Here is a 15,801-nt window from a genome sequence, read left to right on the forward strand (position 1 = left end):
GGTCGAGTTGAGGAGCGGGCATGGTAAACGATTTGGGCAGTATGGACGACCTCGAGCTGATGCCGCTGGGCGGTGGCTATATGGTGCGACGCGAACGCTTGATGAATGAGCTTCTCGCCAAGGGCCGAAAGGCCGGCATCGTGGTTCTTTATGCGCCCGACGGGTTTGGGAAGACCTCGGTGCTGCTGCAGTACACCCATGAGGTTAAATGCGACCCGACGCGAGGCCCCGTGCGGATTATCGAGGCCGATCGCGCCACTGGGCGCGAGGTGTTTATGCAGCTCGAGGTGGTTACCGAAGAACTCAAAGACAAACCGCACTCCCTTATCGCGATTGATAATGTGCCAAACCTCGATCAGCACGATACCGAAGACCTCATCGACAGGATTCGCGGCCTGCGCGCTATGGGGGTGGGGGTCTTTATCTCCTGCCGTCCTTCAAATCGTCAACTGATTCATGGGCTGGGCGATTCGGTTAAGATCAATGCGCAGATGCTCAAGGTGCATGCCTATGAGTATTCGGCGTGGGCATCGGCGTTTTCGATCAGCACATCGCTCGACTTTTATCAGCTCACGCAGGGCGTGCCCGAGCTCGTTTCGGCATTGCAGACGGGTCTGTATGGCCAAGGCGACGTAGCCGGTCTGCTCGAAAACGAGATTGTCAACGTATATGGCGCGGCACTTGTCGACCTGGCTTCGCTCGACAATAATGCACTGTTTTGCGTGGCATGTCTCATGATTTTGATGGGCGAGGGCAATATCGCAGAACTCGAGGCTTGCGGGGTGAGGCTATCGATGGTCGACCAGTCCTACTTCGTACGCGACTACCCGATCTTTGGCTTGGACCCCGCCGAGCGGAGTTTTACGTGTCTGGGCACGGAGGATAACGGACGCTTGCGCTTGCGTAAGTTGGTGGCCGAGGTTCGCCCCGAACTTGTTCCGAGGGCGGCCCGGATTTTGCTTAAGGCGGGCCGATGCGATGCGGCGATGGGCCTGGCGGACGCCTTTTTGGACCGTGATGCGGTCCTTGAACTTGCTGGGCAGTATGGGGTCGATCTGGCTCTGACGGGGCACGGGGCCGATATCTGCCGAGCAGCGCTGGGCACGATCGATGCCGAGGATCCGGCTCCAGAGCCAACGCCTGCCGAGGCGCTTGGCGTATATCTGGCAGCGGTCAGCGTGTCCAATACAAAGCTCGCTCGCTATATGGCATCGGTCATCGAGCGCGGGGGCGAACGGGCGGCCTGCGAAATAGACCCTGTTTCATGGAGGGTGGCCCAGACACTGACGGCTGTTTGCTATGGGGACAACGGGCTTGGGCTTCCTACGAACCTGGCCGTGCCAGAAATCGAGACATCCCATACCGCGCTCGATATGTTGTCTGCGCATATCGAGGTCAAGCGCTGCCTGACCGAGCGGGGAGATGACGGCGGCGTTCTACAGCAGCTCAAAACGAGCAAGGCCTACGACTGCGAGCTCGACATCGCGGGGATTGTTATACGGGCCGACAGCATGCTGGTGGAGCTTTTTGACGGGTCGTTTGCGGGAACCGACGAGCGCGACGACGAGATGACGGTGGTGCGGGAGGCGCTCGACGTACGTGGGCTCAAGGCGATGGCTATCTGGGTGCGCATGGTGTTGGCGGCACGGCGGCTCCTTTCCGGCTTGCCGGTAACCGACGACGCGGCATTCAACGAGCTCGATCGTTTTGCCGTGCGCATGCGCGACAACCAGATTCAGCTGTTTGGCCTGTTGCTAGAAGGCTGGCAGTCGCTGGCAGAGGGACGGCCGGTTAATGCAAAGTTCCGTGCGGTCCAAGTGCTCAAACTTGCCGAGGAGTCGATTGCGTACATGCGCGATAACGCATTGCTGCTGGAGCGCGCGGCGTATCTGCGTAACACCTCGATGGTTTCGGTACGTGAGGAAGCGGAGTTGCTCGATATAAGCCAGACGCAGGTTGGTGGAGCGGAGGCCTGGATGGTGGCGCTGCATTTGGCCTGTGCGGGCCGAGACAGCGACCTTGCGGCCTGGATGTCCATGAATCGTGCGGGGATTCTGGAGCCATCGTATCGGCTCTTTGCGCGCCTTGCCATGCATTGTCTGGGCGAGCCGGCGACCAGGATTCGCAAGAAGCTTCCCGTGCGCGAGCTGTCGCGGTACTCGCTGCGCGACGATTTGGAAGGGGAGGGTGAGCGCCTGTTCCAGGCCGGCGAGGTTGAAGCCGTTGATACCATTGACCATATCGAGATTCGCATGTTTGGTGCGTTTCGCGCCGAGCGCGACGGGTTTCCCATCACGGACAAAATGTGGCGCCGCAAGAAGGCGGCGACACTTGCCGAGCGGCTTGCGCTGGGCATGGATGCACTCGTCGATCGTGAGACGTTGGCCATGGAGCTGTGGCCCCATGCCGAGTTCAATAGCGCCCGCAACAACCTGTACTCGACGATATCGCGCTTGCGGTCGGCTTTGGGACCGACGCCGGATGGCAAGTCGTGCGTGCTCATCCAAAATGAATGCATCGGACTCAACGGCGACTACGTCAAGACCGATGTACGGCTGTTTGACCAGATAAGCCGCGAGGTTTTGGGAAATCGCACGGGTGCGCGCGGGCCCCATTTAGTTGAGCTGTGCCTTAAGATTGAGCAGCTTTATGCCGGACCGCTGTATGTTCCCAATGGCTGTAATCCCACCTACTTTTTGCGTATGCGACGCATTATGCAGTCAAAGTACATCGATTGCATGATTAAGGGAGCAAATGCCGCTCTAGAAGAAAACGATCTGCAGTCGGCGATTTGGCTGGCGGAGTCGGGTCTTCGACAGGAAACGGCGCGTGAGGATATGGTGCGCTGCGCCATGCGTGTCTACAGTGCGGCGGGGCGGAGGCGCGATATCGTCGAGCTATACAGTGGGCATATGCACCATCTGAGGGAGCAGGTCAATGGCGTGCCCGAGCCCGAGACGCGGCGTCTATACGAGCGCTTGGTGGAGGGGCGGCTCAATCGCGTGCTGGTCGAGCGATAAAAAACGGGCGCCCGAAGTACTTGGGCACCCGTATGCTTGCTATGTGTTGGTTCGCCGGATCATTGACTCTTAGACGAGCTTGATCTTCTCGATGTCCTTGCGCGAGGACTCGCGATACAGCGAGAACTTGCGGCCGATGACCTGGACGACCTCGGCGTGGCAACGCTCAGCGAGCTCTTCGGCGGCCTCGCGGGCGGAAAGACTGGAGCCATCGAGCACGGAGCACTTAACGAGCTCATGCTTCTCCAGGTAGGCGACCGTCTGCTCGACGGTGCCCTCGTTGACATCGGACTTACCGATGATGATGGCGGGGTTGAGGTGATGGGCCATGCTGCGAAGCTGCTTGACCTGGGCTCCTGTCAGTGCCATGGGTTCTCGCTTTCTATGTATGGGGCGCCCCGCGACGGGGCCTTAATCTACGTGAGCTGTCCCACGATAGCGCAGGAACGGCGCGGTGTGGAGCGCGTTTGCCCAGTTCAAAAAGAATGCGGATGCCGAGGTGATGGGCAGTGCGGGCTGTGAACGGGCTACGAGCGGGATTCAGAGACCGGTTCCCATGCAATAAACGCCCAGCGAACCTTACGGATATGGTCGAGCATATAGCGCCCCTGCGGCACGCCCTTGGAGCCCGGCTCGCCGGCATGGGGGTTTTCGATCATGTGCTGAGCGATATAGTCGCGCAGGCGGTCGATCTTATCCTCGTTGCCATGCTCGAGCATACGGGAAAAATCCGCCACGCCTGCCTCAAGGCTATCGAAGGTATCGCGACGAGGCGATTCAAAGTATGTAACCTGCGGCAACGCACCCATCTGAATGAGGATGTTGAAGGCGTACACAAAGCCATTGCTGCAGGTAACCGAGGCGCCGATAGCGTTCATCAAGTGCAGATCATAGCGCGGGCTGGAGTTAGCGACCATCGTGACAGTACAACGCCGACGAGCCGCACGGTCAAGCTTGGCAAGCGCACCTTTTAGATTGGTCGTCGTAACCGACCGACTGGCAAAGGCAACATCCACCGTTTTCGCGACCGGTCCAACCAAATCCCAATCATCATCCCAAGCAAGCTCAAGCGGCGTAATGCGATCCTCGAGCCCATAGTACTCAATACCAGCATCAAGCGTGCCCAACATGGCAGGGGAAAAATCAGCTGCAATCACGGGATGCCCGTCTTGCGCAAGCGGAATAGCAATCGACCCAGCTCCACACCCCATATCGAGCACCGACTCGCCGGGCTCAAGTGCCAACAGCTTTATAAAATCCCGAGCATAAGGGGCAGTCTCAAGAGGTCGAAAATGTCGAGCTCGCTTATCCCATTCAAAAGAATCATCAGCCCGATGCCGAGCGGCCTGCAGACGCATCCATTCGCCATTCCAATCCGCAGCAAGCAGCTCAGAACGAATCTCCCCATCAACCACGGGCCAACCTCCTCACACAACAAAAAAAGCGGCCCCTCCCAAAAGAAGAGCCGCAACAAGCATATATCAGAAAAAGAACCGTTCCAACGCCAAACCGCCACACCAACCAAGGCGGGCAGAAGCGAAGCGACTGCCACTGAGCCAGAACCCAGCCAAGGTTGAGATGTGCGGGAGCCCCGCCGCCGGGCGGCAGACATATAAGGTCGATCGCGAGTTCCGCACGAGCCGGAGAGCACTTAATGTGCTCTCCGTGCGAGTCAGGACTGTCCGAGCAGGCGACCTTATATGTCTGCCGCCCGGCGGCGGGGCTCCTCGCCTCGTATCCCTAGGCTAGTTCTTCAGCGAGTTCAGCGGCGCCGGGAAGCGTCCACCGCGATGGGCAAGCACGGTGCCGGCGTTGGGGTTCACCGGCATGATGGGCGCACGGCCGAACAGGCCGCCGTACTCGACGCAGTCACCCACGCCCTTGCCGATGGCGGGAATCACGCGGACGGCCGTGGTCTTGTTGTTGATGACGCCGATGGCCATCTCATCGGCGATGATGCCGGCGATGGTCTCGACCGGGGTGTCGCCGGGGATGGCGATCATGTCCAGGCCAACGGAGCACACGCAGGTCATGGCCTCGAGCTTCTCGAGCGAGAGCGCGCCGGCTTCGACGGCGGCGATCATGCCGGCGTCCTCGGACACGGGGATGAAAGCGCCCGAGAGGCCGCCCACGCTGGAGCTGGCCATGACGCCGCCCTTCTTGACGGCATCGTTGAGCATGGCGAGCGCGCAGGTCGTGCCCGGGCCGCCGCAGGTGCCCACGCCGATGATCTCGAGGATGCGGGCAACGGAGTCACCGATGGCAGGCGTGGGGGCCAGCGACAGGTCGACAATGCCCTTCTCGACCCCCAGGCGATGGGCGGCCTCGCGGCTCATGAGCTCGCCGGCGCGGGTGATCTTAAAGGCGGTCTGCTTAATCTTCTCGGCGACTTCCATCATCGATGCGGAATCGGGCAGCGTCTCCAGGGCTGCGGCCATAACGCCGGGGCCCGAGACGCCTACGTTGATGACGGCGTCGGCCTCGCCACCGCCGTGGACGGCGCCCGCCATAAACGGGGAGTCCTCGACCATGTTAGCAAAGCAGACAAACTTGGAAGCGCCGACGGAATCCTGGTCGGCCGTGAGTTTAGCGGCATCGATGATGGTCTGGGCGGCCATAAGCACGGCGTCCATGTTGATGCCGGCACGCAGGCTGGCGACGTTGACGCTGGAGCAGACACGGCTCGTGGTGGCGAGCGCCTGGGGGATGGACTGGATGACGCGGCGGTCGGCGTCGCCGATGCCCTTCTGGACGAGTGCGGAGAAGCCGCCCAGGTAATCGATGCCGAGCGTCTCGGCCGCGCGGTCGAGGGCATGCGCGATGGGGGTGAGGTCCTCATCCTTGCAGCACGCGGCGATCTGCGCCACCGGGGTGACGGAAACGCGCTTGTTGACAATGGGGATACCGTACTCGCGCTCGAGGTTCTCGGCGGTCTCGACCAGATGCTCAGCCGTGTGCGTCACATGGTCGTAGATCTTCGTGCACATGCGGTCGAGGTTCTCGTCACCGCAACCCATGAGCGAAACACCCATGGTGATGGTCCTGATGTCGAGGTTCTGTTCCTCAACCATGCCGCGGGTTTCCGCGATTTCTGCGGGCGTGATCGCCATCCTTGCGCTCCTATCTGCCAAAACGAGCATAGTCTTATCTATTCTAACGTGCCGCACGTGCCAAGTGGCGCGTGCGGCACGTTTTGGTGCTCGGTTGTTTCCGTTGTGTTACTTCCCAAAGACCTCTTCGGCGATACGAGCGCTCTCGGCGGCGTCCTTGGCGTAGTAGTCCGCGCCGATTTGCTTGGCGTATTCGGGGGTGAGCACGGCGCCGCCCACGATGATCTTGACGCCCGGAACCTCGGCATGGAGCAACTTGATGGTCTCTTCCATGGCGACGACCGTGGTGGTCATAAGCGCCGAGAGGCCGACGAGCTTGATGTCACGCTCCTGCACGGTCTTGAGCACCTCTTGCGGGTCGACATCGCGGCCTAGGTCAAAGACGGTGTAGCCGTAGTTGTCGAGCAGCATCTTGACGATGTTCTTGCCGATATCGTGGATGTCGCCCTTGACGGTGGCCACGCAGATCTTGCCCTTGTCGGCGATCTCGCCGGCGGGCATCAGGCGCTTGATGGTGTCGAAGCCCACGCGTGCGGCTTCGGCCGAGGCCATGAGTTGCGGCAAGAAGAACTTGCCCTGGTCAAAGAGGACGCCCACCTCGTCGAGGGCGGGGATAAAGTGGTTGTTGATAAGGTCCATGGCGTCGTGGTCTGCCAGCAGACGCTCGGTCTCGGCAGCGATCTCGCCTTTGCGGCCCGAGACGACCATGCGACGAATCGGGTCGTCGTTGCCGTCGGTGCCGGCGGTGCCAGCAGCGGGCGCGGCGTCGGTCGATGCGGTCTGAGCCGCCGCCGGGTTGGCGGCGATCTTATACGGATCGGTCCAGCCGGCATAGCGCTCGATGTATCCGGTCGAGCCCTCGTCCTCAACGCTCAGGACGCGATAGCTGTAGACGGTATCCATAAAACGCTTGGAGCCCGGGTTCATGATGGGGGCGTCCAGACCCGCGCCAAAAGCGGCGGCCAAAAAGACCGAGCCCAGCAGCGGGCGGGCAGGCAGACCAAAGCTGATGTTCGACACGCCGAGCGCGCATTTGACGCCCAGGCGCTCCTTGCACAGGGACATGGCGCGCAGGATCTGCTCGGCCTGGCGTTGATTGGTCGAGGCGGTCATGACCAGGCAGTCGATGAGGATACGGTCCGGGCCGATGCCGTAGCGGGCAGCCTCGGCCACGATGCGCTCGGCGATGGCGAAGCGGGCCTCGGCGGTATCGGGGATGCCGCCTTCGTCGAGCGTAAGGCCGACAACGTTGGTGCCGTAGTGGGCGACCAGCGGGAAGATCTCGTCCATGATCTGCTGCTTGCCGTTGACCGAGTTGATGATGGGCTTGCCGGCGTAGCGACGTACGGCGGCCTCGACGGCGGCGGGGTCGGTGGAGTCGATCTGCAGCGGCAGCAGCGTGGAGCCTTGGAGCTGCTCGGTGGCCTGTTGGATAATCTTGACCTCGTCGATCTCGGGCAGGCCCACGTTGACGTCCAGGATGTCGGCGCCCTGCTCCTGCTGGCTGATGCCCTGGCTCACCACGTAGTCCAGATCGCCGTCGCGCAGGGCCTGCTGCAGGCGCTTTTTGCCGGTGGGGTTGATGCGCTCGCCGATGACGGCGATCTTGTGGCCGTCGCAGGGGAGGTCCACCACGGTCTGGGCGCTTGTGACCGACATGCTGGGCTTGCGGTGGCGCGGACTGGGCGTGTGGTTATCGATAAGCGTGCGCAGCGCTGCCATGTGCGCCGGCGTGGTGCCGCAGCAGCCGCCCACGACGCTTACGCCGTCCTCAATCATACCGGCGACGGCCACGGCGTACTCGGGCGCCTGGATATCAAAGACGGTGTTGCCGTCGTCGTCCACGTGGGGCAGTCCTGCGTTGGCCTGCACCATAACGGGCTTGTCCGTAACGGTGAGCATGCGAGCGGCGAGTCCTCGGAGCTCGGCCGGTCCCTGGCTGCAGTTGATGCCCAAAACGTCGGCGCCGATGGCATCGAGCGTGATGGCGGCAACCTCGGGACTCGTGCCCAGGAAGGTGCGACCGTCTTCCTCAAAGGTCATGGTGGCAAAGACGGGCAGGTCGGAGTTCTCGCGGCAGGCGAGGACGGCCGCCTTGATCTCGGCCAGGTCGGTCATAGTCTCGATAATAAAGAGGTCCACGCCCGCGGCGACGCCGGCGCGCACTTCCTCGGCAAAGAGGTCATAGGCCTCGTCGAAGCTGAGGGTACCCAAGGGGCGAAGCAGCGCGCCGATGGGGCCGATATCGCCGGCGACGTAGTGGGCGCCGGCCGCGCGGGCGCAGGCGACAGCGGCGGCAAAGACATCTGCCACGGTGGCGGTACCGTCGAGCTTGTGGGCGTTGGCACCAAAGGTGTTGGCGGTGATCACGTCGCAGCCGGCCTCGACGTACTGTCGCTGAATGTCGGTAATGACCTGGGGCTCCTCAAAGTTGAGCAGCTCGGGCAGGGCGCCCGCCTTCATGCCAGCGGCCTGCAACATGGTGCCCATGCCGCCGTCAAACAGCAGGTGCCCGGTGCCCTTGATGGCGGCGTGCAGACGATCGTCCTTAATGCGAAGGTCGTCGATCGTGCGCGTCTTGTATGCAGCGCCATTACGGCGTGCGGCATCAACGGGTGCCGCCAGCGCGGCACCGTCCAGATCATGAGTGATAAGCGGAGTAAACATCGATGGCTCCTAATGGCTGGAATAGCAGGTGGTGTGGGCGGCGCGGAAGCGGCAGTGCTCACGCATGCGGCAGATATTGCAGGTGGGGCGGCTCTGGGCGTCGTGGACTTCGCCGTCAAACAGACCAATCACCGCGGTCACGCTCTTGGTGGGCATGAGCAGGCTGGTCGGCGTGACGGTAAGCCCGATGAGCCGCGTGGCGTTGAGCGCATTCACGATTGAGCGCTGGGCCGTAAGCGGACAGTCGCCATAGCCGGGACTGAAGCGCCAGTTACCGGCGAGTCCGTGTGCGGCGGCCGCAGCCTTGACCTGCTGGTCCATCTGCTCGACGGCGGCTTCTACATAGGCAGAGCATGCGGCGTCGAGCACGGCTCCCTCCAGGGGCTGCTGGGCTCCCGTGGTGCGCAGACGACGCTCGGCGTCCATGCCGAGTGTGCATGCCATGAGCGCGGCAAAGCGGGCGTCTTTGAGATGTCGATAGATGTCGCGACCGCGCAGCTCAACGTTGGTGCCGACCAAGCGAATGCAAGGCTTTCCCTGCTCGTCCACGCCCATGGCATCGATGGCAAATGCGCGGCGCACGCCACGGGGCTCAATGTCCAGTTCCAGACGCTCAACGACAAGCTCAATACGCTGCGACAGCTCGGGCTCAATCTGCTGACCGCCGTAGCCCAGATAGCGCAGCATCTCGGCACGATCGACGCGGGGATGGTGGGCATCATCGATACGATAAAGCGCCGGCGACGCAAGGTCGGCCGGCACTTCGACAGCGGTTGTATCGATGTGCGGTTTTTCCATTACCCCAAGCGCTCCATAATGGTTGCGGCGATTGCAGGACGGTTCATAGTGTACAGGTGCAGACCGGCGGCACCGTGCTCCTTAAGGTCGCAAAGCTGACGGGCGGCATAATCTACACCGGCTGCCTGCAGACTCTCGGGGTCGTTCTCGTACTTGGCGAGAATCTTGATGACGGGGGAGGGCAGTGACGCGCCGCACATAAAGACCATGCGGCTGATCTGCGACTTGCCCATAAACGGCATGATACCTGCGGTAATGGGCACGGTGATGCCGGCCTTGTCGGCAAGCTCGCGAAAACGATAGAAGCACTCGTTATCAAAGAAGAGCTGCGTCACAAAGAAGCTCGCGCCGGCGTCCTGTTTTTGCTTGAGGTGTTCGACCGAGAGGTTGAGATCCTCGCAGGCAATGTGGCCCTCGGGGTAGGCTGCGGCACCCACGCAAAAGCCGGCGTCGACGAGCTCGGGGATGAGGTCGCGGGCGTAGGCGTAGTCGGAGGCGGGCTTGTCGTCCTCGGTCGCGCCGGCAGGGAGATCGCCACGCAGGGCCAGGATGTTTTCCACGCCGGCGGTGCGGTACTCATCGATCTTGGCGGCGATATCGGCGTGGGTACGGCCCACACAGGTGAGGTGCGCCACCGAGGGCGTATCGAATTCGCTCGTAATCATATGCGCGATGGGGGCGGTGGTGGCGCCGTTGCCCGAGCCGCCAGCCGAGCAGGTGACCGAGACAAAGCTCGGCGAAAGCTTGCACAGATTGCCTGCCACTTCGCGAGCCGTGTCGAGGGTAAGCTCGCCCTTGGGCGGGAACATCTCAAACGAAACGGGTGCAGTGCCCTGGGATGCTGCCTGCTTAAAAACCTCGTCGACGCGCATATCGTGCTCCTTTAGATATTTAGTGCGATGTATTGTAAGGATTCTACAGCACCACTGTGTCACGGTGGAGTTTCACTCGCTATTCGGGGATACCAATCAAAGATGCCTTGCTATCGACATTCCCTATAGCAGAGCGGTCAATCTAGGATGGGGCTATAAAGACTGGTATCTGATGCGAAATACCAGTTAATAGAGCCCCATCCCAAATTGACTACCCTTAAACCATGGGGAGAGGTCTGCAATTTATACAGTTGATTGGCTGTTGAGGGCGGCAACGCCGCCGCGATGCGGTAACCTCATTGATTGGTTTCGTGACAGCAACATAACGGTAATGTTGCGGAAACACGACGAGCCTAATCTATGACTCGTTCGTTAGTAATCAACACCGCTTCTCACGCGGTGCCGATACGAAGGGAGTTCCGTATGGCCGAACTTACTGACCGCTTCGGGACCATGGTGTTCTCTGAGGAAGTCATGAAGGACTACCTCCCCAAGGACATTTGGAAGCGCCTTGCTGCAACCCTCGAGGGCGGTGAGCCGCTCGACCTGGATGTGGCCAACGCCGTTGCCCACGCCATGAAGGTCTGGGCCATCTCCAAGGGCGCGACGCACTACGCGCACTGGTTCCAGCCGCTTTCGGGCATTACTTCCGAGAAGCACGACAGCTTCCTGGAGCCCAACCACGACGGCACCGCCATTACCAAGTTTACGGGCAAGAACCTCATCCAGGGCGAGCCCGATGCCTCGAGCTTCCCCAACGGCGGTCTGCGCGCCACCTTCGAGGCCCGTGGCTACACCGCTTGGGATCCCACTAGCCCCGCCTTTATCAAGGACGATGTCCTGTGCATCCCCACGGCTTTCTGCTCCTACACGGGCGAGGCCCTGGACAAGAAGACCCCGCTGCTGCGCTCCATGACCGCGCTCTCGCGTGAGTCCAAGCGCGTTTTGGCGCTGTTTGGCAAGACCCCCAAGAAGGTCGTTCCTTCCGTGGGCGATGAGCAGGAGTACTTCCTGATCAAGAAGGACGCTTACCGCAAGCGCAGGGACCTAGTCATCACCGGTCGCACCCTCTTTGGCGCTGCTCCCTGCAAGGGTCAGGAGCTCGAGGAGCACTACTTTGGCGCTATCCGCCCCACCGTCTCGGCCTATATGAAGGACCTGGACGACGAGCTGTGGGCGCTTGGCATTCCTGCCAAGACCAAGCACAACGAGGTCGCTCCCTGCCAGCATGAGCTCGCCCCTGTCTACGGCGAGGTCAACGAGGCCATCGACCAGAATCTGGTCATGATGGAGAAGATGAAGCTCATCGCCTCCCGCCACGACTTGGTCTGCCTGCTGCACGAGAAGCCCTTCGAGGGCATCAACGGTTCGGGCAAGCACAACAACTGGTCGCTTGGCACCGAGTCCGAGAACCTGCTCGACCCGGGCGACACCCCGCTCGACAACCTGCAGTTCATCGTCTTCCTCACCGCGGTGATCGAGGCCGTCGATAACTATCAGGAGCTCCTGCGTGCCTCCGTTGCCTCGGCCGGCAACGATCATCGTCTGGGCGCCAACGAGGCTCCTCCGGCGATTATGTCCATCTTCCTGGGCGACCAGCTTACCGAGGTTGTCGAGAAGATCATCGACGGCAAGGCTTCCGTCCACGCCACGCGCGGCGTGCTCGACCTGGGCGCTGATACCCTGCCCAAGCTGATGCAGGACAACACCGACCGCAACCGCACCTCCCCGTTCGCCTTCACCGGCAACAAGTTCGAGTTCCGTGCCTGCGGCTCCGAGCAGAACGTCTCCGACTCCAACCTGGTGCTCGATGCTGCCGTGGCCAAGTCGCTCAAGTCTTTCGCCGACGCACTCGAGGGTACGCCCGAGGATAAGTTCCAGGACGCCGCGCTCGAGTACTGCAAGAAGGTGCTGACCGATCACCAGCGCATCCTGTTCTCCGGTGACGGTTACTCCGACGAGTGGCCCATCGAGGCCGAGAAGCGCGGCCTTGCCAACAACAAGACCACGGCCGACGCTCTTCCCGCCTTTGTTTCCGATAAGGCCATTGCGCTCTTTGAGGAGACGGGTGTCCTGACCAAGGCCGAGGCCCAGTGCCGCTACGACTGCAAGCTCGAGAAGTACAACAAGCTCATGAACATCGAGGCCACCACGATGGTTCGCGAGGCGCGTCGTACCTATCGTCCGGTCATTACCGCCTATGCCACCAAGGTTGCTAAGGGCCTTGAGACTATTCGTGCCGCCGGTGCTGAGGCCGCCATGCAGTGCGAGCAGAACACGCTCAACAAGCTCTGCAACGGTATCACCGCCATCAACGATTCCATCAAGGCGCTCGACGCCGTGCATCAGAAGGCCGAGGCTCTTGATGGCCAGGAGCAGGCCAACGTGTATGCACACGAGGTCGTTCCCGCTATGGATACGCTGCGTGCCGCCGTGGACGCAATGGAGGAGATCGTGGCCGCCGACTACTGGCCGGTTCCGACCTACGATGACATCCTGTTCTACGTGTAGGACGTAGCTGACATATCGTCACGGTATTGAGCCGGGGTCCGCATCGCGCGGGCCCCGGCTATTTGTTTGCGAAGGACGCTTTGGATCCCGCTTTGCAACTGATTCGCCCACGCAATAAGGGGTCGTGGGCAAAAAACGTCAAATATGAGTACTGTCACAAGCCCTGTAGCATTATCTTTTTGCAAAATATGCAGTGTTACGCAACATATGTCCAAGTACTTAGCTGATAAATGCCTGCAATTCCTCCGCCGTAGGACGCCTTGTGTCCAAATCGCCTTCTGATGGCATGAAATCGCTGTTACTAAATTGGTAACAGTACTCATATTTGCTATTTTTTGTCCACGGGCCCTTGGATGACAGTGTGATTTTATGCCTTCGGGGTTCGAATCCCGGCATATCGGCAGCAAAAAGCCCGTTACCGCGAGGGCAACGGGCTTCTCAGTTTAAATGGTGCCCCCAGCGGGATTCGAACCCGCGATATCCACCTTGAAAGGGTGGCGTCCTTGGCCGCTAGACGATGGGGACAGCGGGAAAGAGTATAGCAGACTTTTTTGCCGGCGCGTATATCGTTGGCAAACTGGAAAACCACCATAAAGGTGCCTGTCCCCTTTGTGGTGGTGAGGTGTTAGGGGAGGAGCTTCATGGCGGCGTCGTGGGCGGCGTGCTCGTAGATGTCGTCGAGGGGTTTGAGCGGCAGCAGAGCGTTGGCCTGTGCGTCGCCGCGGCGCTCGAGGGCGTGCGCGATCAGCCAGTCGGCGAGTTCGGGATTCTTGGGTAGCGCCGGGCCGTGCAGGTACGTGCCGATGACGCCCTTGTAGATCAGACCCTCAAAGCCGTCGTCGCCGTTGTTGCCGGTGCCAGTGACGACGGACGTTCCGAGCGGCGTGGCCGCTGTATCGAGCAGGGTGCGGCCGCCGTGGTTCTCGAATCCCACAAAGGGCTCGGGTGCCAGGTCGGTCTTGACGGCGACGTTGCCGATCAGGCGGTCGGAGCCGCGCACAGTCTCGGCGGCAATGACGCCCAGACCCTCAATGCGATCGTCGCCCATGTAGTACGAACGGCCGAGCAGCTGATAACCGCCACAGATAGCAAGCAGTGTGCCGCCGTCCTCAACATAGGCCGCGACCTTGTCTTTTTGAGCGAGCAGTTCATGTGCAACCGCCAGCTGGTCGCGATCGGAGCCACCGCCCATCATAACGATGTCGGCGTCGGTCAGGTCGAGCGTCTCGCCCATGTGGACTTCGTCCACACGCACGGGAATGCCGCGCCAGGCGCAGCGGCGTTCGAGCGCGATAACGTTGCCGCCGTCGGCGTAGAGGTTGAGCGCATCGGGATACAGGTAGACGATGCGCAACGGGCGCGAAAGCTCGACCGGCGCAATATCGGTGGGGACAGCGCTACCATCGGCGCGCGTTACGGCGTGGGAGACAATTGAGCTTGCATCGTCGTCTTTAAGCCCGTCGAGCTCCTTGACTAACGGCGGGAAGGCCGTGTAGTTGGCGACGGCGTAGAAGGTGTCATCGGCGGCCTCGTCTGCCACGGCGCCGATCGCCTGCGCGACGTCCGAGATAATCGCGGCATCGATGCCGGCGTACTTGAGGCGTACCTGCATGTCGTGCGCACGCGTGCCTCCGGCAAAGGCGACAAGACCCGGCGTGTCGGCGATGCGCTCGAAGTCGACGTCGTAGATCCACGATACATCGTGGCCGTCAGCATCGTTGTCGTTGAGGAAGAAAGCGCAGAGTCTGCCGCCTGCCGTCTTGATGGACTGGATTTGTCGATCGAAGCCTACGGGATTCTTTGCCAGGTTTGCCTCGACGGTGCGGCCGGCAATATCCCAGCGGCCCATGCGTCCGCCGGCGGGGACGTAGGCATCGAGCGTGGGCTGCAGATGTGCCGCGTCCACGCCCAGCTCGCGCGCCGCAAAGAAGGCGGCGGCAACGTTATAGACCATGTACAGGCCGTTGTAGCGTGTGGCGATGTGTGCAGCAGCAGCGTCGGGCGCAGGTCCAAAGACCAGGTCAAAGCCGTAGCCGTCGCAGCCGAGCTCCACGCCCGTCACGCGACGGACCAGCGCGGGACGCTCCCATCCGCACGAAGGACAATGATAGGCTCCGAGCTGGCCGTACTGCACATAGTCGTACTCCAACGGTGCGTTGCACTGTGAGCAAAAACGCGAGTCGCTAATGCGGTCGGACTCGGTGCCCGTGGCGCCGTCGATGCCAAAGGCGATGCTTGCATTGGGGACGCGCGCGGCGATCGAGGCGCACAGCGGATCGTCGGCGTTGTAGACGAGCGTTGTCGTCGGAGAGAGCTCCAACGCATGGGCGATGACGTCTTGGGTATGGTCGATCTCGCCGTAGCGGTCTAGCTGGTCGCGGAACAGGTTGAGCAGCACAAAGTACGTCGGTTTGAGCTTGGGCAGGACGCGCACCGTGTAGAGCTCGTCGCACTCAAAAACGCCCACGCGCTTGCCGCTGCTGGTGTGCTTAAGGCCGCCGCGGGCCTCGAGCAGAGCACCCACCACACCAGGCTCCATATTGTTGCCGGCACGGTTGCACACCACGGTAGCGCCGCTGGCAGCAACGGCGTCAGCGATGAGGTTGGAGGTGGTGGTCTTGCCATTAGTACCGGTGATCACCACGCTGCGGTCGACCAGGCTCGCGAGGTCGCTTAGCAGCTCGGGGTCGATCTTCATGGCGATGCGGCCGGGAAGCACGCCACCCTGGCGTTTGAGGACAGAGCGCAGTCCCCAGCGGGCGATATCGCTCGAGGTGCAGGCAAGAGATGAGCGGAAGTTCATGAAGTCGTTCCTAACGTGAA

The 15,801-nt window shown here is 61.4% G+C and carries 9 protein-coding genes and 1 tRNA gene; 2 read left to right on the plus strand and 8 right to left on the minus strand.

Features of this window, described 5'->3' with window-relative positions; genetic code table 11:
• Positions 1-20: 20 nt before the first annotated feature.
• Positions 21-3,020 (plus strand): AfsR/SARP family transcriptional regulator, encoded by a 3,000-nt coding sequence (locus PMW67_RS00670; protein WP_117648552.1) that lies wholly within the window; start codon positions 21-23, stop codon positions 3,018-3,020.
• Positions 3,021-3,089: 69 nt separating this feature from the next.
• Here the strand turns inward: PMW67_RS00670 and PMW67_RS00675 are convergent, their stop codons facing one another.
• The 6 genes from PMW67_RS00675 to PMW67_RS00700 all read right to left on the minus strand — a co-directional run bounded on the left by PMW67_RS00675 (position 3,090) and on the right by PMW67_RS00700 (position 10,467).
• Complete coding sequence (locus tag PMW67_RS00675; protein ID WP_006234690.1) at positions 3,090-3,389, minus strand: YhbY family RNA-binding protein; 300 nt, start codon at positions 3,387-3,389, stop codon at positions 3,090-3,092.
• Between the two features lie 158 nt (positions 3,390-3,547).
• Complete coding sequence (locus PMW67_RS00680; protein WP_233505631.1) at positions 3,548-4,264, minus strand: methyltransferase domain-containing protein; 717 nt, start codon at positions 4,262-4,264, stop codon at positions 3,548-3,550.
• A gap of 501 nt (positions 4,265-4,765) precedes the next feature.
• Positions 4,766-6,130, minus strand: a complete 1,365-nt coding sequence (locus tag PMW67_RS00685; protein WP_035136908.1) for a PFL family protein — start codon at positions 6,128-6,130, stop codon at positions 4,766-4,768.
• A gap of 108 nt (positions 6,131-6,238) precedes the next feature.
• Positions 6,239-8,797 (minus strand): homocysteine S-methyltransferase family protein, encoded by a 2,559-nt coding sequence (locus tag PMW67_RS00690; protein ID WP_271738509.1) that lies wholly within the window; start codon positions 8,795-8,797, stop codon positions 6,239-6,241.
• 9 nt (positions 8,798-8,806) lie between these two features.
• A complete protein-coding gene (locus tag PMW67_RS00695) occupies positions 8,807-9,595 on the minus strand; it encodes a hypothetical protein (RefSeq protein ID WP_271738510.1) in 789 nt (262 codons plus the stop codon).
• Positions 9,595-10,467, minus strand: coding sequence for a methylenetetrahydrofolate reductase (locus PMW67_RS00700; protein ID WP_117805959.1), 873 nt, complete (start codon positions 10,465-10,467; stop codon positions 9,595-9,597). The genes PMW67_RS00695 and PMW67_RS00700 overlap by 1 nt, the downstream gene beginning before the upstream one ends.
• Before the next feature lie 423 nt (positions 10,468-10,890).
• On the opposite strand from PMW67_RS00700, the gene PMW67_RS00705 reads away from it, so the two are divergent.
• Positions 10,891-12,978, plus strand: a complete 2,088-nt coding sequence (locus PMW67_RS00705; protein ID WP_055309943.1) for a glutamine synthetase III family protein — start codon at positions 10,891-10,893, stop codon at positions 12,976-12,978.
• Between the two features lie 448 nt (positions 12,979-13,426).
• Here PMW67_RS00705 and PMW67_RS00710 read toward each other — a convergent pair.
• Together PMW67_RS00710 and PMW67_RS00715 are read right to left on the minus strand one after the other, a co-directional pair.
• Positions 13,427-13,503: transfer RNA gene (locus tag PMW67_RS00710), tRNA-Glu, on the minus strand.
• A 100-nt stretch (positions 13,504-13,603) separates the two neighbouring features.
• A complete protein-coding gene (locus tag PMW67_RS00715) occupies positions 13,604-15,781 on the minus strand; it encodes a MurT ligase domain-containing protein (protein WP_271738511.1) in 2,178 nt (725 codons plus the stop codon).
• Between the last annotated feature and the right edge of the window lie 20 nt (positions 15,782-15,801).

This window comes from Collinsella aerofaciens (genome assembly GCF_028209395.1).
Lineage (GTDB): Bacteria > Actinomycetota > Coriobacteriia > Coriobacteriales > Coriobacteriaceae > Collinsella > Collinsella aerofaciens_AZ.

What these genes read in the sequence shown, in the direction of transcription:
- PMW67_RS00685 (WP_035136908.1), bottom strand. Translation starts at nt 6,130, where the DNA reads ATGGCGATCACGCCCGCAGAAATCGCGGAAACCCGCGGCATGGTTGAG.
- PMW67_RS00700 (WP_117805959.1), bottom strand. Translation starts at nt 10,467, where the DNA reads ATGCGCGTCGACGAGGTTTTTAAGCAGGCAGCATCCCAGGGCACTGCA.
- PMW67_RS00715 (WP_271738511.1), bottom strand. Translation starts at nt 15,781, where the DNA reads ATGAACTTCCGCTCATCTCTTGCCTGCACCTCGAGCGATATCGCCCGC.
- PMW67_RS00670 (WP_117648552.1), top strand. Translation starts at nt 21, where the DNA reads ATGGTAAACGATTTGGGCAGTATGGACGACCTCGAGCTGATGCCGCTG.
- PMW67_RS00675 (WP_006234690.1), bottom strand. Translation starts at nt 3,389, where the DNA reads ATGGCACTGACAGGAGCCCAGGTCAAGCAGCTTCGCAGCATGGCCCAT.
- PMW67_RS00690 (WP_271738509.1), bottom strand. Translation starts at nt 8,797, where the DNA reads ATGTTTACTCCGCTTATCACTCATGATCTGGACGGTGCCGCGCTGGCG.
- PMW67_RS00705 (WP_055309943.1), top strand. Translation starts at nt 10,891, where the DNA reads ATGGCCGAACTTACTGACCGCTTCGGGACCATGGTGTTCTCTGAGGAA.
- PMW67_RS00695 (WP_271738510.1), bottom strand. Translation starts at nt 9,595, where the DNA reads ATGGAAAAACCGCACATCGATACAACCGCTGTCGAAGTGCCGGCCGAC.